24 protein-coding genes are annotated in these 23,066 nt (G+C 59.8%); 15 read left to right on the forward strand and 9 right to left on the reverse strand.

Translation table 11 applies throughout. From position 1 onward, the window contains the following. Positions 1–13: 13 nt before the first annotated feature. Both M8318_RS18850 and ybiJ read left to right on the forward strand, forming a co-directional pair. Positions 14–280: a DksA/TraR family C4-type zinc finger protein gene (locus M8318_RS18850; RefSeq protein WP_106992444.1), complete on the forward strand. Its 267-nt coding sequence runs from the start codon at positions 14–16 to the stop codon at positions 278–280. A gap of 285 nt (positions 281–565) precedes the next feature. Then, positions 566–826 carry a DUF1471 family protein YbiJ gene (ybiJ, locus tag M8318_RS18855; protein ID WP_262663973.1) on the forward strand — a complete coding sequence of 87 codons (261 nt, stop codon included), beginning with the start codon at positions 566–568 and terminating at the stop codon, positions 824–826. Between the two features lie 111 nt (positions 827–937). On the opposite strand, the gene ybiB is transcribed toward ybiJ, so the two are convergent. Continuing rightward, positions 938–1,903, reverse strand: coding sequence for a DNA-binding protein YbiB (ybiB, locus tag M8318_RS18860; protein ID WP_106992442.1), 966 nt, complete (start codon positions 1,901–1,903; stop codon positions 938–940). A gap of 278 nt (positions 1,904–2,181) precedes the next feature. On the opposite strand from ybiB, the gene M8318_RS18865 reads away from it, so the two are divergent. The 5 genes from M8318_RS18865 to M8318_RS18885 are packed head-to-tail and all read left to right on the forward strand — an operon-like array spanning position 2,182 to position 7,512. After that, complete coding sequence (locus M8318_RS18865; RefSeq protein WP_262663974.1) at positions 2,182–2,718, forward strand: fimbrial protein; 537 nt, start codon at positions 2,182–2,184, stop codon at positions 2,716–2,718. A gap of 56 nt (positions 2,719–2,774) precedes the next feature. Then, on the forward strand, positions 2,775–3,449 hold the full coding sequence (locus tag M8318_RS18870; protein ID WP_262663975.1) for a fimbrial biogenesis chaperone: 675 nt from the start codon (positions 2,775–2,777) through the stop codon (positions 3,447–3,449). Between the two features lie 7 nt (positions 3,450–3,456). Next, the gene (locus M8318_RS18875) at positions 3,457–5,997 is read left to right on the forward strand and encodes a fimbria/pilus outer membrane usher protein (RefSeq protein ID WP_262663976.1); all 2,541 of its coding nucleotides are present in this window, start codon (positions 3,457–3,459) and stop codon (positions 5,995–5,997) included. Positions 5,998–6,013: 16 nt separating this feature from the next. Next, positions 6,014–7,003 (forward strand): fimbrial protein, encoded by a 990-nt coding sequence (locus M8318_RS18880; RefSeq protein ID WP_262663977.1) that lies wholly within the window; start codon positions 6,014–6,016, stop codon positions 7,001–7,003. Positions 7,004–7,011: 8 nt separating this feature from the next. Further along, positions 7,012–7,512 (forward strand): fimbrial protein, encoded by a 501-nt coding sequence (locus M8318_RS18885; protein ID WP_262663978.1) that lies wholly within the window; start codon positions 7,012–7,014, stop codon positions 7,510–7,512. Here M8318_RS18885 and dinG read toward each other — a convergent pair. Continuing rightward, positions 7,499–9,676: an ATP-dependent DNA helicase DinG gene (dinG, locus tag M8318_RS18890; RefSeq protein ID WP_262663979.1), complete on the reverse strand. Its 2,178-nt coding sequence runs from the start codon at positions 9,674–9,676 to the stop codon at positions 7,499–7,501. The two genes, M8318_RS18885 and dinG, sit on opposite strands and share 14 nt — an antisense overlap. A gap of 95 nt (positions 9,677–9,771) precedes the next feature. Beyond that, a complete protein-coding gene (rhlE, locus tag M8318_RS18895) occupies positions 9,772–11,136 on the reverse strand; it encodes an ATP-dependent RNA helicase RhlE (RefSeq protein WP_262663980.1) in 1,365 nt (454 codons plus the stop codon). Between the two features lie 230 nt (positions 11,137–11,366). Here rhlE and cecR point away from each other — a divergent pair, with 230 nt between their 5' ends. The 5 genes from cecR to M8318_RS18920 all read left to right on the forward strand — a co-directional run bounded on the left by cecR (position 11,367) and on the right by M8318_RS18920 (position 17,083). Continuing rightward, entirely contained in the window at positions 11,367–12,044 is a 678-nt protein-coding gene (gene cecR, locus M8318_RS18900; protein WP_262663981.1) for a transcriptional regulator CecR, read from the forward strand. Beyond that, on the forward strand, positions 12,041–13,033 hold the full coding sequence (gene hlyD / locus M8318_RS18905) for a secretion protein HlyD (protein ID WP_262663983.1): 993 nt from the start codon (positions 12,041–12,043) through the stop codon (positions 13,031–13,033). Before cecR ends, hlyD begins: the two co-directional genes overlap by 4 nt. After that, positions 13,026–14,762 (forward strand): ATP-binding cassette domain-containing protein, encoded by a 1,737-nt coding sequence (locus tag M8318_RS18910; RefSeq protein ID WP_262664128.1) that lies wholly within the window; start codon positions 13,026–13,028, stop codon positions 14,760–14,762. Before hlyD ends, M8318_RS18910 begins: the two co-directional genes overlap by 8 nt. After that, on the forward strand, positions 14,755–15,888 hold the full coding sequence (locus tag M8318_RS18915) for an ABC transporter permease (protein WP_106992432.1): 1,134 nt from the start codon (positions 14,755–14,757) through the stop codon (positions 15,886–15,888). Before M8318_RS18910 ends, M8318_RS18915 begins: the two co-directional genes overlap by 8 nt. Positions 15,889–15,976: 88 nt before the next feature. Further along, positions 15,977–17,083 carry an ABC transporter permease gene (locus M8318_RS18920; protein WP_262663984.1) on the forward strand — a complete coding sequence of 369 codons (1,107 nt, stop codon included), beginning with the start codon at positions 15,977–15,979 and terminating at the stop codon, positions 17,081–17,083. Here M8318_RS18920 and M8318_RS18925 read toward each other — a convergent pair. Further along, complete coding sequence (locus tag M8318_RS18925; protein ID WP_262663985.1) at positions 17,045–17,455, reverse strand: YbhQ family protein; 411 nt, start codon at positions 17,453–17,455, stop codon at positions 17,045–17,047. The two genes, M8318_RS18920 and M8318_RS18925, sit on opposite strands and share 39 nt — an antisense overlap. A 132-nt stretch (positions 17,456–17,587) precedes the next feature. Here M8318_RS18925 and M8318_RS18930 point away from each other — a divergent pair, with 132 nt between their 5' ends. The 3 genes from M8318_RS18930 to M8318_RS18940 are packed head-to-tail and all read left to right on the forward strand — an operon-like array spanning position 17,588 to position 20,549. Continuing rightward, positions 17,588–18,349 carry an endonuclease/exonuclease/phosphatase family protein gene (locus tag M8318_RS18930; RefSeq protein ID WP_262663987.1) on the forward strand — a complete coding sequence of 254 codons (762 nt, stop codon included), beginning with the start codon at positions 17,588–17,590 and terminating at the stop codon, positions 18,347–18,349. Next, the gene (clsB, locus tag M8318_RS18935; RefSeq protein WP_106992428.1) at positions 18,346–19,587 is read left to right on the forward strand and encodes a cardiolipin synthase ClsB; all 1,242 of its coding nucleotides are present in this window, start codon (positions 18,346–18,348) and stop codon (positions 19,585–19,587) included. The genes M8318_RS18930 and clsB overlap by 4 nt, the downstream gene beginning before the upstream one ends. After that, positions 19,587–20,549, forward strand: coding sequence for a lysylphosphatidylglycerol synthase transmembrane domain-containing protein (locus M8318_RS18940; protein ID WP_225759261.1), 963 nt, complete (start codon positions 19,587–19,589; stop codon positions 20,547–20,549). The genes clsB and M8318_RS18940 overlap by 1 nt, the downstream gene beginning before the upstream one ends. Positions 20,550–20,593: 44 nt before the next feature. On the opposite strand, the gene M8318_RS18945 is transcribed toward M8318_RS18940, so the two are convergent. Genes M8318_RS18945 through moaB form a run of 5 tightly spaced genes read right to left on the reverse strand, consistent with a single transcriptional unit; the run spans position 20,594 to position 23,050 of the window. After that, entirely contained in the window at positions 20,594–21,298 is a 705-nt protein-coding gene (locus M8318_RS18945; protein WP_106992421.1) for a Bax inhibitor-1/YccA family protein, read from the reverse strand. Between the two features lie 58 nt (positions 21,299–21,356). After that, positions 21,357–21,809 carry a molybdopterin synthase catalytic subunit MoaE gene (gene moaE, locus M8318_RS18950; RefSeq protein ID WP_262663988.1) on the reverse strand — a complete coding sequence of 151 codons (453 nt, stop codon included), beginning with the start codon at positions 21,807–21,809 and terminating at the stop codon, positions 21,357–21,359. Position 21,810: 1 nt separating this feature from the next. Beyond that, on the reverse strand, positions 21,811–22,056 hold the full coding sequence (moaD, locus tag M8318_RS18955; protein ID WP_262663989.1) for a molybdopterin synthase sulfur carrier subunit: 246 nt from the start codon (positions 22,054–22,056) through the stop codon (positions 21,811–21,813). Next, positions 22,049–22,534, reverse strand: coding sequence for a cyclic pyranopterin monophosphate synthase MoaC (moaC, locus tag M8318_RS18960; RefSeq protein ID WP_262663991.1), 486 nt, complete (start codon positions 22,532–22,534; stop codon positions 22,049–22,051). The genes moaD and moaC overlap by 8 nt, the downstream gene beginning before the upstream one ends. A 3-nt stretch (positions 22,535–22,537) precedes the next feature. Beyond that, on the reverse strand, positions 22,538–23,050 hold the full coding sequence (gene moaB / locus M8318_RS18965; RefSeq protein WP_262663992.1) for a molybdenum cofactor biosynthesis protein B: 513 nt from the start codon (positions 23,048–23,050) through the stop codon (positions 22,538–22,540). Positions 23,051–23,066: the final 16 nt, after the last annotated feature.

Raw genomic sequence — 23,066 nt, forward strand, 5'->3', positions numbered from 1 at the left:
TCAGGAGGGGTGTATGGCTTCCGGTTGGGCGAATGATGACGCCGTTAACGAACAGATCAACAGTACCATTGAAGATGCGGTGGCGCGGGCGCGGGGTGAAATCCCGCAGGGCGAGAGCCTGGAAAACTGCGAAGAGTGCGGGGAGCCGATCCCCGAAGCGCGGCGTAAAGCGGTGCCCGGCGTCCGGCTGTGTATCGCCTGCCAGCAGGAGAAAGATTCACATAATGCGTCGCACGCAGGATATAATCGCAGAGGTTCGAAAGACAGCCAGTTGCGATGACTGGCCTGGCGCCGGCATCGCCACGCAAGCGGTTTCTTTTTTGTGCACGAATTTTCACCGCAGGTTTGGCAAAACGTGCCCTCACTCTTCCCTCTGTAAAGCGTAACGGCAAGAAAGGTAAATTCATTCACCGAATTTATTAATATTCAATAACTTATTTGTCATTCAAATTTTTCGAATGACGACGTCAATTCTCTTCGATTTTATCTCTCGCAAAAAAGCGTGATACTTATCACATCGACGGAACAACGTCCCCTTAACAGAATAACCTGCGAGATACTAACCATGAAAACCATCAAATATGCTGTTGCCGCTGTTGCCCTGACTACCCTATCCTTCGGTGCTTTCGCTGCGGAATCTGTAACCGCTGCCCAGGCAAACAGCATGAACAAAATCGGTGTGGTGAGTGCTGAAGGCGCGACCACGCTGGACGGTCTGGAAGCTCGCCTGGCGGCGAAAGCTGAAGAGGCTGGCGCGACCGGTTACACCATTACCTCCGCTAACACCAATAACAAACTGAGCGGTACTGCGGTTATCTACAAATAACCTGACCCTTATCTCTGCCCCGCTCGCCAGTTCGCTGGCGGGCTGCTCCAACCCTCATTGACCCTGTTGTTATTTTTTTGGCCCGTCCATCGCTGGACGGGCTTTTTTTATCTAAAAACTCTGGTTAACCCGCGCCAGCCCGGCGTCGACCGTCTCAACCTGACCGGTCGCCAGCAGGCAGCAGGCCATCTGCAGCTTCAGAGAGTGCGGTACCGCTTCGCGTCCGGCGAGGCAGCTCTCAATCCAGCGGGCGGTGGTTTCCGGATCTTTGGCCTGCGGCAGGGAGACATCGCTGTTCTCTTCCCCACGCTCCAGCACCACCCGGGTACCCGCCGTCGGATCGATCAGGGTTTGCTGCGGACAGCGCTGCGGGTTGGCATAGACCTCGCCCTCGGTGCCGTGCATCAACAGCCCCCGGCCACCGATATCGGCAAAAAAGGTCGCCACCCGGGTGACATATTCCGGGTGCGAAACGCTGGAGAGCCGCAGGGCGGCATCTTCCGCAAACGGCGTCGCCAGTTTCGCCAGAGTATGGGCGCTGTTACGCACCCCCATCCGCCAGCGCATCGCCAGCTGCTTCTCCAGCGGCGGGCACAGGGTGCCGATCGGAATATAGACCGGATGATGGCCATCGAGCTTCGCCTGGGCCTGACCGCCGTGGCGGGTCGGCTCGATGCCCAGCAGGGTGAAAATGGTTTCCGTCAGCACCCGGGAGGGATCCTCACTCACGCCGTGCACCACCACCGGGAAGCCCAGCTTTTGTAGCAGTATCGCCAGCAGCGGAGTCAGGTTGGCCTGCTTGCGCGCGCCGTTATAGCTCGGGATCACCACCGGCATCGGCTTCGCCACTGGCGGTGTCAGGCGCAGGGTTTGCGCCTGCATCGCCTCATAGAAGCCGCGCATTTCCGCTTCGCCTTCACCCTTAATACGCAGCGCAATCAGAATGCCGCCCATCTCCAGCTCCGGCACTTCGCCGTTCAGCATGGCGGTATAGAGCGCCCGGGCTGTCTCCTGATCCAGATCGCGCGCGTGGTTTTTCCCCCGCCCGACCTCTTTGATAATTTTGCGATAATCCACGTTGTTTCTCCTTGCGACATCTTATTAACACTATAGCGTTGATAAGGTGCCCCCGGACAGACATTTCTCTTATCGCTGCCAGCCTGAAATAACACCATCCCCTTGTAATAACAGTAAAAATAAAAATTCAACTGTTAATGAAATCACTATTGACCCGGCCAATAGTTATCCATCAACGATTTATTCCGTAAATTAGCCCCGGATAAAAGTCGCCCCGCTTTTTTCAAAAATTAATCACAACGGATGTTATTACCACCGGAATTCACTCAGGAATTATTATGCGTAAAATTGTCTCCGGCACCTTTATTGCCACTGCATTGTGTTGTTCTGTTTCTGCCTGGGCTGCGAACAGCGGCGAGGGGCAAGTTAATTTCACCGGCGAAATCATCGACTCCGCCTGCCAGGTGGTGAATGGCGTCAGCAGCCCGCTGGATGTTCCCCTCGGCAAAGTCTCGCAAACGGCCTTTACCGGTTCAGGCTCCACCACCTCAACCACCCGTTTTGATATCCAGCTGAGAGACTGCCCGGAAACCATCACCAGCGCGGCGATCACCTTTGGTGGTTCCGCTGATGGCACCAACGCCAACGTGCTGGCCGTTACCCCAGGTACCGGTGCCGCAACCGGCGTCGGTATTCAGCTGCTGGATAAAACAGAAAATCCACTGAGCCTGTACAGCGCCTCCACCAGCTATACGCTGCAGTCCGGCACCACCACTAACGACCTGGTATTTGGCGCACGCTATATCCAGACCGGCAGCACCATCACCGCCGGCCCGGCTAATGCGGTCTCCACCTTTACCGTCATGTACAACTAATCCTGCGATGCCTGGCCGCAGGGCCAGGCATCGTCAGCTTTATTCAGAGTCCTGCCATGCGTAAATCTATTTTCATCGCCTCCCTGTTAGTCATGACCACCGCCGCTCACGCCGGGGTTATTATCGAAGGGACCCGTTTAATTTATCAGGGAGATAAAAAAGAAGCGTCGTTGGGGCTCTCCAACCCGGATAACCTCGACTACCTGGTGCAGTCCTGGGTAGAGAGCGCAGATAATGCGCGGGATAACGCGCCGTTTCTCATCACCCCTCCGCTGTTTCGCCTCGACGGCAAACAGGAAAACGTCCTGCGCGTGGTGCGGACCGGCGGCAATCTGCCGACCGATCGCGAATCGCTCTACTGGCTGAACATCAAATCCATTCCGTCAACCAACCACGACGAGAGCAGCAACACCCTGCAAATCGCCATTAAAACGCGGATCAAACTGATCTACCGCCCGACGGGAATTAGCGGCAAACCGGATGAGGTGGCGGATAAATTACGCTGGCATAAACAGGGTAATAACCTCGTGGTGACCAACCCGACGCCGTTCTACATGAACTTCCAGGCCATCACCGTCGGCAGCAAACACATTGACAAGGTGACCTGGGTGGCACCTGAAAGCGACGCGCACTTTGCCGTGCCGGGCGGCATCACCGGGAGCACGGTTTCCTGGAAAATTATCAACGACTATGGTGCGGTGAGCCACGCCTGGTCTGCGCCACTGCAATAAGCCCACCATGGCCTGGGACTACTCCACCAAAGCGCCGCGGAAAACCGCGCGTAGCCTGCTGATTGCGCTGGGCTGCGCGGCGCTGAGCTTTTGCGTGCAGCAGGTGCTGGCGGACGATTATTTCAACCCGGCGCTGCTGGACATCGACACCCCCGGCCAGGGCAAAACCGACCTCTCGGTGTATGAGAAGGGCCCGGGCATCGCGCCGGGGAGCTATCAGGTGGATGTCTATGTGAATAACAACAAAGTGGCCAACAGAAAGATCGCCTTTGGCCTGCAACAGTCGGCTACCGGCCCGGCCACCCTGCAACCTTGTCTGTCAGTAGAAACCCTCAAGAGCCTGGGTATCCAGAGCGATAAATTCAGCGTCACAAAAGATGACGACTGTGTCGATCTCTCTGGGTTACCTGCCGCCAGCGCCACCTTCCGCCCCGGCCAGCAGCAGCTGCTGCTGAGTATCCCTCAGGCGGCCATCACCCCGGTACCCCACGGGTACGTGGCCCCGGAAGAGATGGACAACGGCATCAACGCCTTTCTGCTGAACTACAGCTACTCCGCAGGGAATAGCCGCAGCCGGGGTGAAGACGGCAGCCATCAGCGCAATGAATACCTGAACCTGCGCCCGGGGCTGAACCTCGGGGCATGGCGTCTGCGCAACTACTCCACCTGGAGCCAGACTCACGACGATAGCACGACGCAGCGCGAATTCTCCTCGGTCTACAGCTATGCCCAGCGCAATATCCTGTCGCTGGGCAGCGTCGTGACCCTCGGGCAAAGCACCACCCCCTCCGATGTGTTTGACGGCCTGTCGTTCACCGGGGCGCAGATCGCCTCCGACGACGACATGCTCCCGGACAGCCTGAAAGGTTTTGCCCCGCGCATTCGCGGCGTGGCGCACAGCAACGCCCAGGTGGTGGTGCGCCAGAACGGGTACGTGATCTACCAGAACTACGTCGCCCCCGGCGCGTTCGAGATTAACGATCTCTACCCCACCGGCGGCAGCGGCGACCTGAACGTCACCGTCAAAGAGACCGACGGCAGCGAGCAGCACTTCGTGGTGCCTTACGCCTCGGTACCGGTATTGCAGCGTGAAGGCCGGTTCAAATACAGCCTGACCGGCGGGCGCTACCGTAGCTATGACCACAGCGTGGAGCAAACGCCTTTTCTGCAGGGCACCGGGATCTACGGCCTGCCCTGGGATATCACCGCCTACGGCGGCATCCAGACCAGCCAGTATTACGATTCCCTGGCACTCGGCAGCGGGAAAAACATCGGTAACTGGGGGGCGTTTTCGGTGGATGTGACCACGGCGAAATCGCAGATGAAGGAGCAAAAAACCACCCGGGGCCGCGCATGGCGGGTGCGCTACAGCAAAGATTTTGCCACCACCGGCACCTATTTTACGGTGGCCGGATATCGCTACAACAGCGCCGGATTTAACACCATGGCGGATGTGTTTGACTCCCACACCCACAATGACGACTGGACGCCCGCCGACAGGCGTCGCAACCGTCAGGAGGCGACCATCGATCAGTCCCTGGGCGATTCCCTGGGGTCGATGACCTTAAGCCTGGTGAAAGAGAATTACTGGCACAGCGACCAGAGCATGACCTCACTGAGTCTCGGCTATAACGGCAGCTGGCACGGCATCAGCTACGGCATCAACTATGGCCTGAGCAAGAACATTCAGGATGAGGATGACGACGATCGGCGGGAGAACGAGCAGACCGTCGGCTTTAACGTCTCCGTTCCGCTGGATCGCTGGCTGAGCAACACCTGGGTCAATTACACCCTTAACAACAGCAAGCATGACACCAGCCAGAGCGTCGGCCTGAACGGCACCGCCCTGGCAGACAATAACCTCAGCTGGGGGGTGCAGCAGAGCCACAGCCAGGCTTCCGGTTACGGCACTAACCTGAACAGCGATTACAAAGCCACCTACGGCGAAATGACGGCGGGCTATTCCCAGGATAACCAGCAGCGCCAGCTCAACCTCGGGGTGCAGGGGAGCATGATTGTTCACGCCCACGGCGTCACCTTCGGCCTGCCGATGGGCGATACCGTCGCCCTGGTGGAGGCACCGGGGGCCAGCGGGACCGCGATCGACAACCAGACCGGGGTCAAAACCGACTATCGCGGCTACGCAATCGTGCCTTACGTCACGCCGTACCATCACAACACCGTGGCGCTGAATACCGAGAGTCTGCCTGCCGGTGCCGACGTCGGCCAGGCGGCCAAAGTGGTCACCCCGACCCGGGGGGCGATTGTACGTACCCACTTTGATACCCGCGTCGGCAGCCGGGTGCTGCTGACCCTCACCCGTGCTGACGGTCGTCCAGTGCCCTTTGGCGCCACCGCGGCCCCGGCCCATGACAGCGGCGAGTTTATCGTTGGCGATGGCGGCCAGGTCTACCTGACCGGGATGCACGCCCGGGGCAACGTCAACGTCAGCTGGGGCAAAGGCGCAGGCACGCACTGCTCCGCCCACTATCAACTGCCGTCCCGATCCACTGGCCCGGTGATTAGCGTCACCGCCCAGTGCTCCTGACGGCGTCGAGGAAAAGATGAAACCCTTCCGCTACGGCTGTGTCCTGGCCCTGTTTGCCGCCCTGTTTCTGTTTATGCCGCAGGCGAAAGCGGCCTGCACAACATCCGATCTGCCCTGGACCGCCACGCCGGGGACGCTGACGGTGCCCACCACCCTCAGCGTCGGCAATGCTGTCCCGGGTTCCGCCCGCTCGCACAGGGTGCAAGGCCATTGTGATGCTGCCGACAGCGGCAAGCCGATCACCGCCTGCCATCTCGGCGAAGGGGAAGAGGTGCCGGGGATGCCGGGCGTCTACCGCAGCGGTATCGAGGGAATAGGCATTGAGCTGCTGAACAGCGCCGGACAGCCGGTGCGCGGCCGTGCCGCCCACTGCGACAGCCGCAGCACGCCGCTGGGGTACGTCAGCAGTGACGGCTCCGGCAGCTTCAATGTGTCGCTGACGATGCAGCTGATCAAAACCGCCAGCACCACCGGAGAGCATGCGTCAACAACGGTGCACAACGGTATCTGGTCGTTGGGGATCTACCCGGATCAGCAGCTGGGCCAGCTGAATGCCGTGCGCTACGGCGGGAGTCTGGCGCTGAAGGCCACCACCTGTTCGGTGGATCCAAAAAGCCTGGTGGTGATGCTGGGGGATTTCCCGGTCAGCCTCTTTACTCATGTCGGCAGCACCAGCGACTGGAAAACCTTTAACCTGACGGCGACCTGTACCGACGCAGTCACCATGACCGCCCGGGTCACCAGCGCCAACGGCATGACATCCATCAGAGATGGTCATGACGTGCTGAACATTACGCCCGGCAGCGAAAGTGCCACCGGGGTGGGCGTGGCAATGCTTGTCGGCGGCGTCTTGCTGCGCTACGACTACCCAATCCCGTTTGGCGACCAGACCGTGCCCAACCAGCCGTTCGACCTGCCCTTCCAGGTACAGTATTACCAGATCGCCGATCGGGTGACTGCCGGGAGAGCCAATACCATTGCCACCATCGACATTGAATACCAGTGAGATCCCCGATGAAATATGTAGCCCTGTTCATGCTGCTGGCAAGCCTGCCCGCGTCGGCCACCGATGTGCTCCTCAGCATCAAAGGCAACATCTACGACACCGCCTGCCAGGTGGACAGCACCAGTCAGAATAAAGTGGTCGATCTCGGCCAGGCGGTGGCCAGTGAATTTAAGGCGGTGGGGGATACCGGGGTGTGGAAGAATTTTGATATTACGATTTCCAACTGCCCCCAGAGCCTTACCCTGGCGACCATTCAGTTGGAGGGCCTGCGCGACAAGCTCCACCCGTTCAAGTTCGCCAACACCGGCACGGCACAAGGGCTGGCGCTGGAGCTGGCAGACCGCACCGACTCGATCATCCTGGCCCCGGAATCACGCTTCAATGCGGTGATCGACCCGGTGACCCACACCGCCGATTTCCCGATGGCGGCACGCTATTACGCCTCGCATACCCCGGTCAGCGCGGGTCAGTTCTCCAGCGTGGTGCAGTTTACCTTCACTTACCAGTAGGACCGCGCCTCTTAGCACGGATGCTCGTTTTACGCCCGGCGGCAAGTTTAGCCGGGCGTTTTTTTACCTCGGGCACCTCGGGCTGCTCGATAGGAAAGATCGGCAGGGCATTCAGCAGGCGCTTGCCGTAGTTTTTGGTCAGCAGGCGTTTATCGTAGATCACCACCTCGCCCCAGCAGCTGTGGCTGCGGATCAGACGCCCGACCTGCTGGATGAGGTTGAACGACGCCGCGGGCAAACTCTGCACTTCAAACGGGAAGCGATTCAGGCTTTTCAGCCACTCGCCCTCGGTGAGCACCACCGGGCTATCGATAGGCGGGAAGGCAATCTTGTGGATGTGCACCTGGGTCAGGTAATCGCCTTTCAAATCCAGCCCTTCGGCAAAGGACTGAAGCCCCACCAGCACGCTGCGCTCGCCGCTCTCTATCCGTTTGCGGTGCAACTCCACCAGCCGGTAGCGGGGCTGATCCCCCTGCACCAGCAGGAGCAGGCGCAGATCGGTGACGAAGGTTAAAAACAGATTCATCGCCCGGGCGCTGGCGAACAACACCAGCATCCCGGGATATTTTTTGCTTTCGAGCTGTTCGCGGAAATAGGCCGCCATCTCCGCAAGGTGATTCTCTTCATTGTCGATCAGCGGCTCATGCTGCATGCGCGGGATCACCAGCTTGCCCTGCTCGCAGTGGTTGAACGGCGAATCGAGAGCCACAAAGCGATCCCCTGCTTTCTCCTTCAGGCCGCTCATCTCCTGCAGCCGCGAGAAGCTGTTCAGCGAGCGCAGCGTGGCGGAGGTGACCACCACATGCGGGACGCTGCGCCAGAGCAGCTTCTCCAGCTGATCGCTGACGCGAATGCCCGCGCAGTGGAAGAAGAGATGCACCTGATTCTCTTTGACCTCCCGGGTCGCCCACTTGGTGACCGGCGCGCCGGAGGCCTGAGCCATCGACGCCAGTCGCCACAGCTTGCTCTGCCCCTCGAACATGCCGAGGGCGCGGTTCATCTGCAGCAGTACCCGGTGCACGCGCACCACATCATGGGTGCCGGTTTTTTCACTGAGATCGTTTAAAAACAGCTCCGCCAGCCCGCGCAGCTTCTCGATAAGCTGCGCCAGCTCGCGACATATAGCCATGATCTCATCCGGCAGCTCGCCCATCTCAAAGCGGTGCTCCGCCTCCTGGGTGGCCGGGAGATAGAGATTGAGGATGTTATTCAGCGAGGCGATATGGGTGTAGATCGTCTCGCAGTGCTCGCTCAGGCGCTCCGGGACCGCCAGCGGCGGGATGGTTTTCGGGCGGAACTGATCCATGCAGGTGGCGACCAGCTTGCAGAACAGATCCAGCTGCAGGCGGAACCAGGGGGCGGTGATCTCGGCGCTCATCTCCAGCGCGTCGCGGGCGACGTCCGGCAGATGGTGGCCTTCATCCAGCACCAGCAGCAGGTGTTTAGGGTCTGGCAGTACCGATTCGCTCTCCATCGCCGCCATCACCAGCGCATGGTTGGCGACCACCACTTCGGCCTCCTGGATCTCGCGGCGGGCAACAAAGAACGGGCATTCGCGGTAGTAGTGGCAGTTGCGGTTCAGGCAGCTGGCTTTGTCGGTGCTGAGCCTGCGCCACAGGTCATCGCCGATAGCCTGATCGGTGTGATCGCGCAGGCCGTCCCACTTGTAGCCGTCAAGATCGGTCTTCAGCTTCGCGCACTGCTCCTGCTCGGCCTTGTTGTTGGGAGTCAGCTCGTCATCGAGAAACGCCAGCAGATCCTGCTGGTTCGGTTCGCTGCTGGCCAGGGCCGCCAGGTTGCGCGGGCAGACGTAGCGCCCGCGTCCGAAGGCGGCGGTAAAACGCAGCTCGGGGATAATTTTGCGCAGCAGGGGCAGGTCTTTGCTGTAGATCTGATCCTGTAGGGCGACGTTGGCGGTGCTGACCACCAGCGTCTTTTGCTCTTCCCGGGCAATGGCGATGCCGGGGATCAGGTAGGACAAGGTTTTACCGACCCCGGTCGGGGCTTCAATTGCCAGATGCCGCCCCTCGTCACCGGCGAGCGTTTTCGCCACATCGGCAATCATCTGCCGTTGCGGTGCGCGGGGAATAAAGTCGGGGATCTGCTGTTGTAGCGCCTTATACCAGGCGGCAATTTGCGCTTTCAGCGCGGCGGTTAAAGCCATGATGGACCTGAAATACTGTATAAACAGCCACTATTGTGGCACTTTCTTGAGCGGGCCGCAAAAGAAAAGCCCGGCTTTACGACCGGGCTTCCAGATTACTGCGCGCTGGCAGGTTTGCGCGGACGGCGTCGGCGCTGGCCTTCCCCTGCCGGTTTGGCGTCACCGTCGCGACGCGGTGGCTTGCTGGCCGCTTTCGGCGCGCCGCCTTCGCTACGGCGCGGCTGCTGCTGACCACGACCGCCGCCGCCCTGCCCGCGTCCACCGCCCTGACCACGACCGCCACCCTGACGACCGTTCTGGATCGGCTCGGCTTTGATCGACGGATCCACGTCATAGCCGTCGAGGGCAATGCGCGGGATCTCTTTTTTCAGCAGGCGTTCGATGTCGCGCAGGAGTTTAATTTCATCGACACAGACCAGGGAGAGCGCTTCGCCGGTGGCCGCGGCACGGCCGGTACGGCCGATACGGTGAACGTAATCTTCCGGCACGTTCGGCAGCTCATAGTTGACCACGTGCGGCAGCTCTTCGATGTCGAGGCCACGGGCAGCGATGTCGGTCGCCACCAGCACGCGGATATCGCCGGATTTAAAGTCTGCCAGCGCGCGGGTACGTGCGCCCTGGCTCTTGTTGCCGTGGATCGCCGCGCTGCGGATCCCATCTTTGTTCAGCTGTTCCGCCAGGTGGTTTGCGCCGTGCTTGGTGCGGGTGAAGACCAGCACCTGCTGCCAGTTGCCCTCGCCAATCATCTGTGACAGCAGCTCACGCTTACGCTTTTTGTCCACCATATGGACTTTCTGGGTCACCTGCTCGGAGGCGGTGTTGCGACGCGCGACTTCCACTTCCAGCGGGTTGTGCAGCAGTTTCTCTGCCAGGCCTTTGATCTCATCGGAGAAGGTCGCGGAGAAGAGCAGGTTCTGACGGCGGGCCGGCAGTTTTGCCAGTACGCGGCGAATATCGTGGATGAAGCCCATGTCGAGCATGCGGTCGGCTTCATCGAGGACCAGGATTTCCACGCTGTCGAGCTTGACGGCGTTCTGGTGTTCCAGATCGAGCAGACGGCCAGGGGTGGCGATCAGCACGTCCACACCGCTGCGCAGTTTCATCATCTGTGGGTTAATGCTGACCCCACCGAACACCACCAGCGAGCGGATGTTGAGATAGCGGCTGTACTCACGCACGTTCTCACCGACCTGGGCGGCCAGTTCACGGGTGGGGGTCAGGATCAGGGCGCGCACCGGGCGACGACCTTTAGCATGCGACTCGTTCTGAATCAGGCGTTCCAGCAGCGGCAAGGTAAAGCCAGCGGTTTTACCGGTACCGGTCTGGGCACTGGCCATCAGGTCGCGGCCTGCCAGCACGGCAGGAATGGCCTGCTGCTGAATAGGGGTAGGTTCGCGGTAGCCCTGCTCCGCCACAGCGCGCAGGATTTCCGGGTTCAGGCCAAGGGTATCAAAAGACATAACAACTCCGAACCGCCCCGACCATTTCAGGTGTAGTTTTCAGGGAGATAGTGACAAATAGAAGGACAAAAACCACGGTGTCGCGAAGCAGCGGAGTGTAGCAGCTTTTGTGACGTGGCGCATAAAATATCCCGTGGTGATTCATCAACGAAATATTTCTCCGTCTGACTGGACTTACCGCAAATTTGGCATAATCTTAATCAATCGATTGATTAATTTTAAACGCCACTATGAATCCGATCCCGACCACCACCAAAGGCGAACAGGCCAAAAGCCAGCTGATTGCCGCCGCGCTGGCGCAGTTTGGCGAGTACGGGCTGCACGCCACTACCCGCGATATTGCCGCCCAGGCGGGGCAGAATATCGCTGCGATCACCTACTATTTTGGCTCGAAAGAGGATCTCTACCTCGCCTGCGCCCAGTGGATCGCCGACTTCATCGGCACCAGTTTTCGTCCGCACGTCGAGGCAGCCACCGCGCTGCTCGACGGGGACACGCCGGACCGCGCCGCCATTCGTGGCCTGATCCTCGACGCCTGCAACAACATGATTCAGCTCCTGACCCATGACGATACGCTGAACCTGAGTAAGTTTATTTCACGCGAGCAGCTCTCGCCTTCTGCCGCTTATCAGCTGGTGCACGATCAGGTTATCGCCCCGATGCACACCCATCTGACCCGGCTGGTGGCGGCCTATACCGGCCGCGACGCCAGTGACACGCAGACCATATTGCATACCCATGCCCTGCTGGGCGAAGTGCTTGCCTTTCGCCTCGGGCGGGAAACCATTTTATTACGTACCGGCTGGACCGAGTTTGATGCGGACAAAGCCGCGCAGATAAGCCAGGTCATCACCTGCCACGTTGATCTGATCCTGCAAGGTTTAACCCAAAGGAGCCTGGAGTCATGAAAAAATCGGTTGTTATTCTTCTGGCAGTGGTGGTGCTGGCCGCCGGATTCGGTGGCTGGTGGTGGTATCAGAGCCAGCAGGATAAAACGTTAACCCTGTATGGCAATGTTGATATTCGCACCGTGAACATGAGCTTTCGCGTCGGCGGACGGCTGGCGTCGTTAACCGTGGATGAAGGGGATACCATCGCCGCCGGGCAGACCCTGGGCGAGCTGGATAAAGCCCCTTATCAGAACGCGCTCCTGCAGGCCCAGGCAGGCGTCTCTGTCGCCCAGGCGCAGTACGATCTCATGCAGGCGGGCTACCGGGATGAAGAGGTGGCCCAGGCCGCCGCCGCCGTTAAACAGGCCCAGGCCGCTTATGACTATGCGCAGAACTTCTTTAACCGTCAGCAGGGACTGTGGAAAAGTCGCACCGTGTCGGCCAACGATCTGGAGAACGCCCGCTCCGCGCGCGACCAGGCGCAGGCGACCCTGAAATCGTCCCAGGACAAGTTGCGCCAGTACCGCTCCGGCAACCGCGAGCAGGATATCGCCCAGGCCAAAGCCAGCCTCGAACAGGCTCAGGCCCAACTGGCGCAGGCCCAGCTGGATCTGCACGACACCACCCTGGTGGCCCCGGCCAACGGCACCCTGCTGACCCGCGCCGTCGAGCCCGGCAGCATGCTGAACGCGGGCAGCACGGTGCTGACCCTGTCGTTAACCCGGCCGGTATGGGTGCGGGCCTACGTCAATGAAGCCAGCCTCGGGGAGGCAAAACCGGGCCGCGAGGTGCTGCTCTACACCGACGGCCGCCCGGATAAGCCTTACCGCGGCAAAATCGGCTTTGTCTCTCCGACTGCTGAATTTACGCCGAAAACCGTCGAAACCCCGGACCTGCGTACCGACCTGGTCTATCGCCTGCGCATTATCGTCAACGATGCCGACGACGCCTTGCGTCAGGGGATGCCGGTGACGGTGAGTTTCGATGATGGTCAACGCCATGAATGACGCGGTGATCCAGCTCTCCGGCCTGGTCAAACGCTTTGCCGGGATGGACAAACCCGCCGTCGCGCCGCTCGACTGCACCCTGCAGAAAGGCTACGTCACCGGGCTGGTGGGCCCGGACGGCGCGGGTAAAACTACCCTGATGCGGATGCTCGCCGGGCTGCTGAAGCCGGACGAAGGTACCGCCAGCGTGCTGGGGCTGGATCCCATTAATGACGATCGCGCCCTGCACGCCATGCTGGGCTACATGCCGCAGAAGTTCGGCCTGTACGAAGATCTGACCGTGATGGAGAACCTGACCCTCTACGCCGACCTGCGCAGCGTCACCGGTGAGACGCGGGAGAAAACCTTCCAGCGTCTGCTGGAATTTACTTCCCTCGGCCCCTTCACCGACCGGCTGGCAGGCAAACTCTCCGGCGGGATGAAGCAGAAGCTGGGGCTGGCCTGCACCCTGGTCGGGGAGCCGAAGGTGCTGCTGCTGGACGAGCCCGGCGTTGGCGTGGATCCCATCTCCCGCCGCGAGCTGTGGCAGATGGTGCATGAGCTGGCGGGGGACGGGATGTTGATCCTCTGGAGCACCTCCTACCTCGACGAAGCGGAGCAGTGCCGGGACGTGCTGCTGATGAACGAAGGGGCGCTGCTCTATCAGGGCGATCCTACCGCGCTCACAAAAAGCATGACCGGGCGCAGCCTGCTTCTGCATTCGCCCCATGAGAACAACCGTCGCCTGCTGCAGCGGGTGCTGAAGCTGCCCCAGGTGAGCGACGGCATGATCCAGGGGAAATCGGTGCGGGTGATCCTCAAAAAAGAGGCCAGCGCCGGGGATCTGCGCCAGAGCGCGGATCTGTCGGATCTTCACATCGAGGAGACCGCCCCGCGCTTTGAAGATGCCTTTATCGATCTGCTCGGCGGCGCGGGCACGGCGGAATCCCCGCTGGGGGCGATCCTGCATACCGTGGAAGGCACGCCGGGCGAAACGGTGATTGAAGCCAAATCCCTGACCAAAAAGTTCGGTGATTTTGCCGCGACCGATGACGTGAACTTTGCGGTGAAACGCGGGGAGATTTTTGGCCTGCTGGGCCCCAACGGCGCGGGCAAATCCACCACCTTCAAAATGATGTGCGGCCTGCTGGTGCCTACCGCCGGGAAGGCGCTGGTGCTGGATATGGATTTGAAAGTCAGCTCCGGCAAGGCGCGCCAGCATCTGGGCTATATGGCGCAAAAATTCTCCCTCTACGGCAACCTGACCGTAGAGCAGAACCTGCGCTTCTTCTCCGGTGTCTATGGCCTGCGCGGACGGGCGCAGGACGAGAAAATCAACCGCATGAGCGAGGCGTTTGGCCTGCGCCAGGTTGCCAGCCAGGCCACCGACGCGCTGCCGCTCGGGTTTAAGCAGCGGCTGGCGCTGGCCTGCTCCCTGATGCACGAGCCGGATATTCTGTTCCTCGATGAGCCGACCTCCGGGGTCGATCCCCTCACCCGCCGCGAGTTCTGGCTGCATATCAACAGCATGGTGGAGAAAGGGGTCACCGTGATGGTCACCACCCACTTTATGGACGAGGCGGAGTATTGCGACCGCATCGGACTGGTCTACCGCGGGAAGCTGATCGCCCACGGCACGCCTGACGATCTGAAAGCCCAGGTGGCGGATGAGCAGCAGCCCGACCCCACCATGGAGCAGGCGTTTATTACCCTGATTAACGACTGGGATAAGGAGCATGGCCATGTCTGATACCGCCCTCTCCTGGCGTCGGGTGCGCGCCCTGTGCATCAAAGAGACGCGGCAGATTGTACGCGACCCGAGCAGCTGGCTGATTGCGGTGGTGATCCCCCTGCTGCTGCTGTTTATCTTTGGCTACGGGATTAACCTCGACTCCAGCAAGCTGCGGGTGGGGATCCTGCTGGAGCAGCGCAGTGAAGAGGCGCTCGACTTCACCCACGCCATGACCGGCTCGCCCTATATCGACGCCACCATCAGCGATAACCGCCAGCAGCTGGTCCAGATGATGCAGGCCGGGCGCATTCGTGGCCTGATTGTCATTCCGGTGGATTTCGCGGCCCGCATGGCCCGCCCGGGTGACACCGCCCCGATCCAGGTGATCACCGACGGCAGCGAGCCCAACACCGCCAACTTTGTCCAGGGCTACACCGAGGGGATCTGGCAGCTATGGCAGATGCAGCGGGCGGAAGATCGGGGTGAAACGTTCGAGCCGCTGATTGACGTCCAGACCCGGTACTGGTTTAACCCGGCGGCCATCAGTCAGCACTTTATTATCCCCGGGGCGGTGACCATTATCATGACGGTGATCGGCGCGATCCTGACCTCGCTGGTGATCGCCCGCGAGTGGGAGCGCGGCACCATGGAGGCCCTGCTCTCCACCGAAGTGACGCGCACCGAGCTGCTGCTGTGCAAGCTGATCCCCTACTACTTCCTCGGGATGCTGGCGATGCTGCTCTGTATGCTTGTCGCCGTGTTTATCCTCGGGGTGCCGTACCGCGGCTCGCTGCTGGTGCTGTTCATTATTACCAGCCTGTTTTTACTCAGCACCCTGGGGATGGGGCTGTTGATCTCCACCGTCACCCGCAACCAGTTTAACGCCGCCCAGGTGGCGCTGAATGCCGCCTTCCTGCCGTCGATTATGTTGTCCGGTTTTATTTTCCAGATCGACAGTATGCCCGCGGCGATCCGCGCCGCGACCTACATTATCCCGGCGCGCTATTTCGTCAGCACCCTGCAAAGCCTGTTCCTGGCGGGCAATATCCCGGTGGTGCTGATTGTGAATCTGCTGTTTTTGATTGCCTCGGCGGTGATGTTTATCGGGCTGACGTGGATGAAAACCAAACGGCGGTTAGATTAGGTTTCGCCCGGTGGCGCTACGCTTACCGGGCCTACGGGTCTTGTAGGCCGGGCAAACGCAGTGCCGCCCGGCGTTTTGAGGAGTGACTATGTTTTACCGTTTATGGACCTTGATCCGCAAAGAGCTGCAATCCCTGCTGCGCGAGCCGCAGACACGGGCGATTTTGATTTTGCCGGTGCTGATCCAGGTGCTGCTGTTCCCGTGGGCGGCCACCCTGGAGGTGACCAACGCCACCATCGCCGTCTATAACGAAGATAACGGCAAACATTCGGTGGAGCTGACCCAGCGCTTTGCCCGCGCCAAAGCCTTTACCCACGTGCTGATCCTCAACAGCCCGCAGGCGATCCAGCCGACCATCGACACGCAAAAGGCGCTATTGCTGGTGCGCTTCCCGGCCGATTTCTCCCGCAATCTCGACACCCTGCAAACCGCCCCGATGCAGCTGATCCTCGACGGACGCAACTCCAACAGCGCCCAGATTGCCGCCAACTACCTGCAGCAGGTGGTGAAGGAGTATCAGCAGGAGCTGATGGAGGGCAAACCGAAACCGAACAACAGCGAGCTGGTGGTGCGCAACTGGTACAACCCAAACCTCGACTACAAATGGTTCGTGGTGCCGTCGCTGATCGCCATGATCACCACCATCGGGGTGATGATTGTGACCTCGCTGTCGGTGGCCCGCGAGCGCGAACAGGGCACGCTGGATCAGCTGCTGGTCTCCCCGCTGGCGACCTGGCAAATCTTCGTCGGTAAAGCGGTCCCGGCGCTGATTGTCGCCACCTTCCAGGCCAGTATCGTGCTGGCGATTGGCATCTGGGCTTATCACATCCCCTTTGCCGGATCGCTTTTGCTGTTTTACTTTACGATGGTGATTTACGGGCTGTCGCTGGTGGGGTTTGGGCTGTTGATCTCGGCGCTGTGCTCAACCCAGCAGCAGGCGTTTATCGGGGTGTTTGTCTTTATGATGCCGGCGATCCTGCTCTCGGGCTATGTCTCGCCGGTGGAGAACATGCCGGTGTGGCTGCAGAACTTAACCTGGGTGAACCCGATCCGGCACTTCACCGATATCACTAAGCAGATCTATCTCAAGGATGCGAGTCTGGATATTGTCTGGGGGAGTTTGTGGCCGCTACTGGTGATAGCGGCCGTGACGGGCTCAGTGGCGTACGCGATGTTTAGACGCAATATCGCGTAGCTTTTTATCTTTGGCTAACAGTGAAACGACCGCAGGTCCGGCAAGGATCGCCAGCCCTGCGACGGCCAGCAAATAGTTGTTTTGCAGCACGCGGGACAACAGCCACAGCACGATGACGGCCGCACCAAAATACCAGGTGGTGGTCAGCTCTTCGAGCACATCCGCCACTTCGCGCCAGCGCTGGTCATGATGACGCTGTAAAAAGAGCATTAACAGTACGGTAACGCCGTACAACACACATAATCCTAAGCCGACCCGCACCAGGGTGCCGCTCATCCAGGCCATCACCAGTACGGCCACTACCAATAAATGCAACATAATCTGCCAGCAACTGAGACCGGTCGCGACGCGTATGCGTTGTTGCCACTTCATGGCACTCTCCTGAAGGATTTTACTCTGCTTGTTCAGACTATCGCACTTTACGGAAAATTCCGTAACACAGCACCTTTTTGTGACGACGACTACACTTTATTTTCATCAGGATAGTGACGCGGGAAGGAGTGTATGGCCCAACAAACCCGGCATTTTTCGCTTAAAGTGTTAACGATCAACATTCATAAAGGATTCGCGGCTTTTAACCGCCGTTTCATTCTGCCCGAACTGCGCGACGCCGTACGTACCGTCAGCGCGGATATTGTCTGCCTGCAGGAGGTGATGGGCGCGCATGAAGTGCATCCGCTACACGTGGAGAACTGGCCCGACACCAGCCACTACGAATTTCTCGCCGACACCATGTGGAGCGATTACGCTTACGGGCGTAACGCCGTCTACCCCGAAGGGCATCACGGCAATGCGATCCTCTCCCGCTATCCCATCGAACACTACGAAAATCACGATGTGTCGGTTGGCGAGAGTGAAAAGCGCGGGCTGCTCTACTGCCGGGTAGCCGTGCCGGATCTGGACATCCCGCTGCATGTGGCCTCGGTTCACCTCGGCCTGCGGGAAGCCCATCGCCAGGCGCAGCTGCAGATGATGGCCGACTGGGTCAACGCTCTGCCCGAGGGGGACCCGGTGGTGGTGGCCGGAGACTTTAATGACTGGCGTCAACGCGCCAGCCATCCGCTGAAAGCGGAAGCCGGTCTGGAGGAGGTATTTACCCTTGCTCACGGCAAGCCGGCCCGTACCTTCCCGGTCAGGTTCCCGCTGCTGCGTCTCGATCGTATCTATGTCAAAAATGCCCATGCCAGCAGCCCGACCGCGCTGGCATTGAGTAACTGGCGTCACCTTTCCGACCATGCGCCGTTAAGTGCGGAGATTCATCTATGAAATGTTCATGGCAAAGCGGCAACCGAATAAAGCTGCTGGAAAATGGCGATCACTATTATCCGGCGGTATTTGCCGCCATTGAGAAAGCCGAGAGCCGGGTGTTCCTTGAGACGTTCATCTGGTTCGATGACAACGTGGGCCGCAAGCTGCATGCCGTCCTGCTGCGCGCCGCCCAGCGTGGCGTACATATCGAAGTGCTGCTCGACGGCTACGGCTCCCCCGATCTCGACGACGATTTTGTCGGGGAGCTCACCGCGGCAGGGGTGGTGTTCCGTTACTACGATCCACGCCCTCCTCTGTTAGGCATGCGTACCAACGTGTTCCGCCGTATGCACCGTAAAATTGTGGTGGTGGATGAACAGGTGGCGTTTGTCGGCGGGATTAACTACTCCGCTGAACACATGTCGGACTACGGTCCGGAGGCAAAACAGGATTATGCCGTCCAGGTCGAAGGCCCGGTGGTGCAGGATATTTTGCAGTTTGTGGTGGAGAACCTGCCCGGCAAAGCCGCGGTGCGTCGCTGGTGGAAGCGGCGTCATCGCCCCGAAGAGAACGTCAAACCTGGAGAAGCGCAGGCGCTGTTTGTCTGGCGCGATAACGAAGAGCACCGGGACGACATTGAGCGGCACTATCTCAAGATGCTGACCAATGCCCGGCGGGAAGTGATTATCGCCAACGCCTACTTCTTCCCCGGCTATCGCCTGTTGCACGCCATGCGTAACGCGGCGCGACGCGGGGTCAAGGTCAGACTGATTGTGCAGGGCGAGCCGGATATGCCGATTGTCACGGTGGGCGCACGCCTGCTGTACAACTATCTGGTGAAAGGCGGGGTCGAGATTTACGAATATCGCCGCCGTCCCCTGCACGGCAAAGTGGCGCTGATGGACGATCACTGGGTGACCGTCGGCTCCAGCAACCTCGACCCTCTCAGCCTGTCGCTGAACCTGGAGGCCAACCTGATTATTCACGATCGCGAGTTTAACCAGACCTTGCGTGACAATCTCACCGCCATCATTGCCGAAGATTGTGTGCGAGTGGATGAGACGATGGTACCGAAACGCACCTGGTGGAATCTGGGTAAAAGCGTGGTGGTGTTCCACTTCCTGCGCCACTTCCCGGCGCTGGTGGGTTGGTTGCCGGCCCATACGCCGAAGCTGGCGCAGGTGCCGCCGCCGGTACAGCCCGAAATGGAGACCCAGGACCGGGTCGAAGCAGGTCATACGGGAGTGAAACCCTGATGAGCAAAAAACATTCGCGCTGGCGTCTGGCTAAAAAGATCCTCACCTGGGTATTTTTTATTGCCGTTGCAGTGCTGCTGGTGGTTTACGCGAAAAAGGTCGACTGGACTGAAGTCTGGAAGGTTATTCGTGACTATGACCGGGTGTCGCTGCTGAGTGCGATTGCGCTGGTGGTGGTGAGCTATCTGCTGTATGGCTGCTACGACCTGCTGGGACGGCGCTACTGCGGGCATAAGCTGGCCAAACGCCAGGTAATGCTGGTGTCGTTTATCTGCTATGCCTTTAACCTGACCCTGAGCACCTGGGTGGGCGGGATCGGGATGCGCTACCGGCTTTACTCCCGCCTGGGGCTGCCCAGCAGCACCATCACCCGCATCTTCTCCCTGAGCATCACCACTAACTGGCTGGGCTATATCCTGCTGGGCGGGGTGATCTTTACCGCCGGGGTGGTGCAACTGCCTGACCACTGGTACATCGACCAGACGACGCTGCGTATTCTTGGGGTGGTGTTGCTGCTGGTGATTGCGGTCTATTTGTGGGCCTGTGCGTTTGCGAAGCGGCGCCATGTGACCATCAAAAAGCAAAAGCTGGTGCTCCCCTCCTGGCGCTTTGCGTTAGCGCAGATGGGTATTTCAGCCGGTAACTGGATGGCAATGGGGGCGATTATCTGGCTGCTGTTGGGCGAAGATATTAACTACTTCTTCGTGCTGGGGGTGCTGCTGGTGAGCAGTATCGCCGGGGTGATTGTGCATATTCCTGCCGGGATCGGCGTGCTGGAAGCGGTGTTTATCGCCCTGCTGGCAGGGGAACATGTCTCTCACGGCGCCATTATCGCCGCCCTGCTGGCCTATCGCATGCTCTATTACTTCCTGCCGCTGGGGCTGGCAACAGTCTGTTATCTGGTGCTGGAGAGCCGGGCGAAGAAGCTGCGGGCCAAAAACGAGCAGCAGATGGCGAAGTGAAGGAGGAAAATGCCCGGCAAGCCACGCGCCGCCGGGCAAAACACTTACCGCCGGTTGCCGAAGATGCGCAGCAGCATCAGGAACAGGTTGATGAAGTCCAGATAGAGCGTCAGCGCCCCAAGAATCGAGTATTTGCGCAGGTTAGAGCTGTCGCGGACGTCGATCTGCTCCCCAATATTTTTCAGCTTCTGCGTGTCGTAGGCCGTCAGTCCGACAAACACAATCACCCCGATATAGGTCACCGCCCACATCAGCGCTTCGCTCTTCAACCAGAAGTTAACCAGCGAGGCCAGCACGATACCAATCAACGCCATAAACAGCATGTTGCCCATGCCGCTCAGGTCGCGTTTGGTGGTGTAGCCGTAGAGGCTCATCGCGCCAAACATCCCGCCTGCCACCACGAAGGTGCTGGCAATCGAGGAGTAGGTGTAGACGATGAAGATGCTGGAAAGCGTCAGGCCGGTCAGCGCCGAGTAGAGCATAAACAGCGTGGTGGCCATCCCGGCACTGAGCTTATGCACCAGCCCGGACAGGACAAACACCAGCGCCAGCTGGGCGATAATCAGACCAAAGAAGGTAATTTTGCTGGAGAAGACGAACATCATCACGGCAGGCGTGTTTGCTGAAAACCAGGCGACAAACGCGGTGAGCAGCAATCCGCAGGTCATCCAGCCATAGACCTGCGCCATATAAGTTTGCAGGCCGCTGCGGGTCTGCACGATAGAATCGGAACGGGGAAATCTGTCCATAACGCACTCCTTTTTAAGTGGACACACTGTTATAGCCTAACACATCCCCGCAATCCGGCTACCAGCGGCTGGCGGCGTCCTTGTCGCTGTCGCGTGATTCCACCCAGCGATCCCCTTCCGGTGTGGCTTCGCGCTTCCAGAACGGGGCGCGGGTTTTCAGATAATCCATAATAAACTCGCCCGCAGCAAAGGCGCTGCCACGATGGGCGCTGGTGACGCCCACGAAGACGATCTCTTCTCCGGGCCACATCTCACCGATACGGTGGATCACCGTTACCCGACCGAGCGGCCAGCGCTCCCGCGCCTGATCGACGATCTCCGCCAGCGCCTTTTCGGTCATCCCCGGATAGTGCTCCAGGGTCAGCGCCTTCACGCTGTCGCCCAGATTATGGTTACGTACTTTGCCGGTGAAGGTGACCACCGCCCCGTCTTCGTCACGCTCCGCCAGCCAGCTGTATTCGGTGCCGACGTTGAAACGCGCCGGATCGACAACGATTTTAGTTTCCGTCATCTCAGCCCCCGGTGACCGGTGGGAAGAAGGCGACTTCATCGCCCGACGTAACCGGATGGTTGAACTCAACCAGGGTCTGGTTCACCGCCGCCAGCAGTTTGTCCGCGTCCAGCGCCAGTGCCCAGCGGTCGCTCTGCGCCGCCAGATGCGCCCGCAGCGCCTCCACGGTGTCGAACTCACTCTCCAGCGTCAGGCTGTCGGTATTCACCAGCTCGCGCACCTGCGCAAAAAACAGTACCTTAATCATTCTCTTCCGCCCTGAAATCACCTGATTTACCGCCACTTTTCGCCAGCAGGCGAACCGGGCCGATGACCATATCTTTCTGTACCGCTTTGCACATGTCGTAGATGGTCAACGCCGCCACCGAAGCGGCGGTTAAGGCTTCCATCTCCACCCCGGTCTTGCCCGTCAGGCGGCACAGTGATTCGATGCGCACCCGGTTATGCTCCGGCTCGGCCCGCAGGTTAACCTCGACTTTGCTGAGCATCAGCGGATGGCACAGCGGGATCAGATCCCAGGTGCGTTTCGCCGCCTGGATCCCGGCGATCCGCGCGGTGGCGAAGACGTCGCCTTTGTGGTGGCTGCCGTCAATGATCATGGCCAGGGTTTCGGGGAGCATGGTGATGAACGCTTCCGCGCGGGCTTCACGCACGGTTTCGGCCTTGGCAGAGACATCCACCATATGGGCTTCGCCCGCGGCATTAATATGGGTCAATTGCGACATAGCTTACTTCTTCAGATGAGGATGGAAATTACACGGACGCGTACGGGCATCCAGCTGCGGGGCAATGACGTTTTCCCACGCGGTACGGCACGCTTTGGTGGAGCCCGGCATGGCAAAGATCACCGTGTTGTTGGCGATACCGGCAACGGCGCGCGACTGCAACGTGGAGGTGCCGATCTCTTCAAACGAGAGCATGCGGAACATCTCCCCGAAGCCTTCGATCTCGCGATCGAACAGCGGCAGCAGCGCTTCCGGAGCCTGATCGCCGGGGGTAAAGCCGGTCCCGCCGGTGATTAAGACCACCTGCACGTTGTCGCTGGCTACCCAGCGCGACACTTCCGCGCGAATGGCGTAGCGGTTCTCTTTGACGATGACCTTGTCGACAATCTGGTGCCCCGCCTCGTGGGCCGCATCGCGCAGCCAGTGGCCGGAGGTGTCATCCTCTTCGCCGCGACGTTCAGACACGGTAAGGATAGCAATACGCGTCGGGATAAATTCAGCGCTTACCTGACTCATCTTCTGATTCCTTTTG

Source organism: Leclercia tamurae (genome assembly GCF_025566055.1).
Classification (GTDB): Bacteria; Pseudomonadota; Gammaproteobacteria; order Enterobacterales; family Enterobacteriaceae; genus Enterobacter; species Enterobacter tamurae.

Excerpts from the sequence above, each read along its gene's own strand:
- M8318_RS18930 (WP_262663987.1), top strand. The coding sequence starts at position 17,588 with ATGGCCCAACAAACCCGGCATTTTTCGCTTAAAGTGTTAACGATCAAC.
- dinG (WP_262663979.1), bottom strand. The coding sequence starts at position 9,676 with ATGGCTTTAACCGCCGCGCTGAAAGCGCAAATTGCCGCCTGGTATAAG.
- moaB (WP_262663992.1), bottom strand. The coding sequence starts at position 23,050 with ATGAGTCAGGTAAGCGCTGAATTTATCCCGACGCGTATTGCTATCCTT.
- M8318_RS18865 (WP_262663974.1), top strand. The coding sequence starts at position 2,182 with ATGCGTAAAATTGTCTCCGGCACCTTTATTGCCACTGCATTGTGTTGT.
- M8318_RS18870 (WP_262663975.1), top strand. The coding sequence starts at position 2,775 with ATGCGTAAATCTATTTTCATCGCCTCCCTGTTAGTCATGACCACCGCC.
- M8318_RS18850 (WP_106992444.1), top strand. The coding sequence starts at position 14 with ATGGCTTCCGGTTGGGCGAATGATGACGCCGTTAACGAACAGATCAAC.
- M8318_RS18875 (WP_262663976.1), top strand. The coding sequence starts at position 3,457 with ATGGCCTGGGACTACTCCACCAAAGCGCCGCGGAAAACCGCGCGTAGC.
- M8318_RS18885 (WP_262663978.1), top strand. The coding sequence starts at position 7,012 with ATGAAATATGTAGCCCTGTTCATGCTGCTGGCAAGCCTGCCCGCGTCG.
- ybiJ (WP_262663973.1), top strand. The coding sequence starts at position 566 with ATGAAAACCATCAAATATGCTGTTGCCGCTGTTGCCCTGACTACCCTA.
- moaE (WP_262663988.1), bottom strand. The coding sequence starts at position 21,809 with ATGACGGAAACTAAAATCGTTGTCGATCCGGCGCGTTTCAACGTCGGC.
- M8318_RS18920 (WP_262663984.1), top strand. The coding sequence starts at position 15,977 with ATGTTTTACCGTTTATGGACCTTGATCCGCAAAGAGCTGCAATCCCTG.
- M8318_RS18945 (WP_106992421.1), bottom strand. The coding sequence starts at position 21,298 with ATGGACAGATTTCCCCGTTCCGATTCTATCGTGCAGACCCGCAGCGGC.
- moaC (WP_262663991.1), bottom strand. The coding sequence starts at position 22,534 with ATGTCGCAATTGACCCATATTAATGCCGCGGGCGAAGCCCATATGGTG.
- M8318_RS18940 (WP_225759261.1), top strand. The coding sequence starts at position 19,587 with ATGAGCAAAAAACATTCGCGCTGGCGTCTGGCTAAAAAGATCCTCACC.
- cecR (WP_262663981.1), top strand. The coding sequence starts at position 11,367 with ATGAATCCGATCCCGACCACCACCAAAGGCGAACAGGCCAAAAGCCAG.
- rhlE (WP_262663980.1), bottom strand. The coding sequence starts at position 11,136 with ATGTCTTTTGATACCCTTGGCCTGAACCCGGAAATCCTGCGCGCTGTG.
- clsB (WP_106992428.1), top strand. The coding sequence starts at position 18,346 with ATGAAATGTTCATGGCAAAGCGGCAACCGAATAAAGCTGCTGGAAAAT.
- M8318_RS18915 (WP_106992432.1), top strand. The coding sequence starts at position 14,755 with ATGTCTGATACCGCCCTCTCCTGGCGTCGGGTGCGCGCCCTGTGCATC.
- M8318_RS18925 (WP_262663985.1), bottom strand. The coding sequence starts at position 17,455 with ATGAAGTGGCAACAACGCATACGCGTCGCGACCGGTCTCAGTTGCTGG.
- M8318_RS18910 (WP_262664128.1), top strand. The coding sequence starts at position 13,026 with ATGAATGACGCGGTGATCCAGCTCTCCGGCCTGGTCAAACGCTTTGCC.
- hlyD (WP_262663983.1), top strand. The coding sequence starts at position 12,041 with ATGAAAAAATCGGTTGTTATTCTTCTGGCAGTGGTGGTGCTGGCCGCC.
- moaD (WP_262663989.1), bottom strand. The coding sequence starts at position 22,056 with ATGATTAAGGTACTGTTTTTTGCGCAGGTGCGCGAGCTGGTGAATACC.
- M8318_RS18880 (WP_262663977.1), top strand. The coding sequence starts at position 6,014 with ATGAAACCCTTCCGCTACGGCTGTGTCCTGGCCCTGTTTGCCGCCCTG.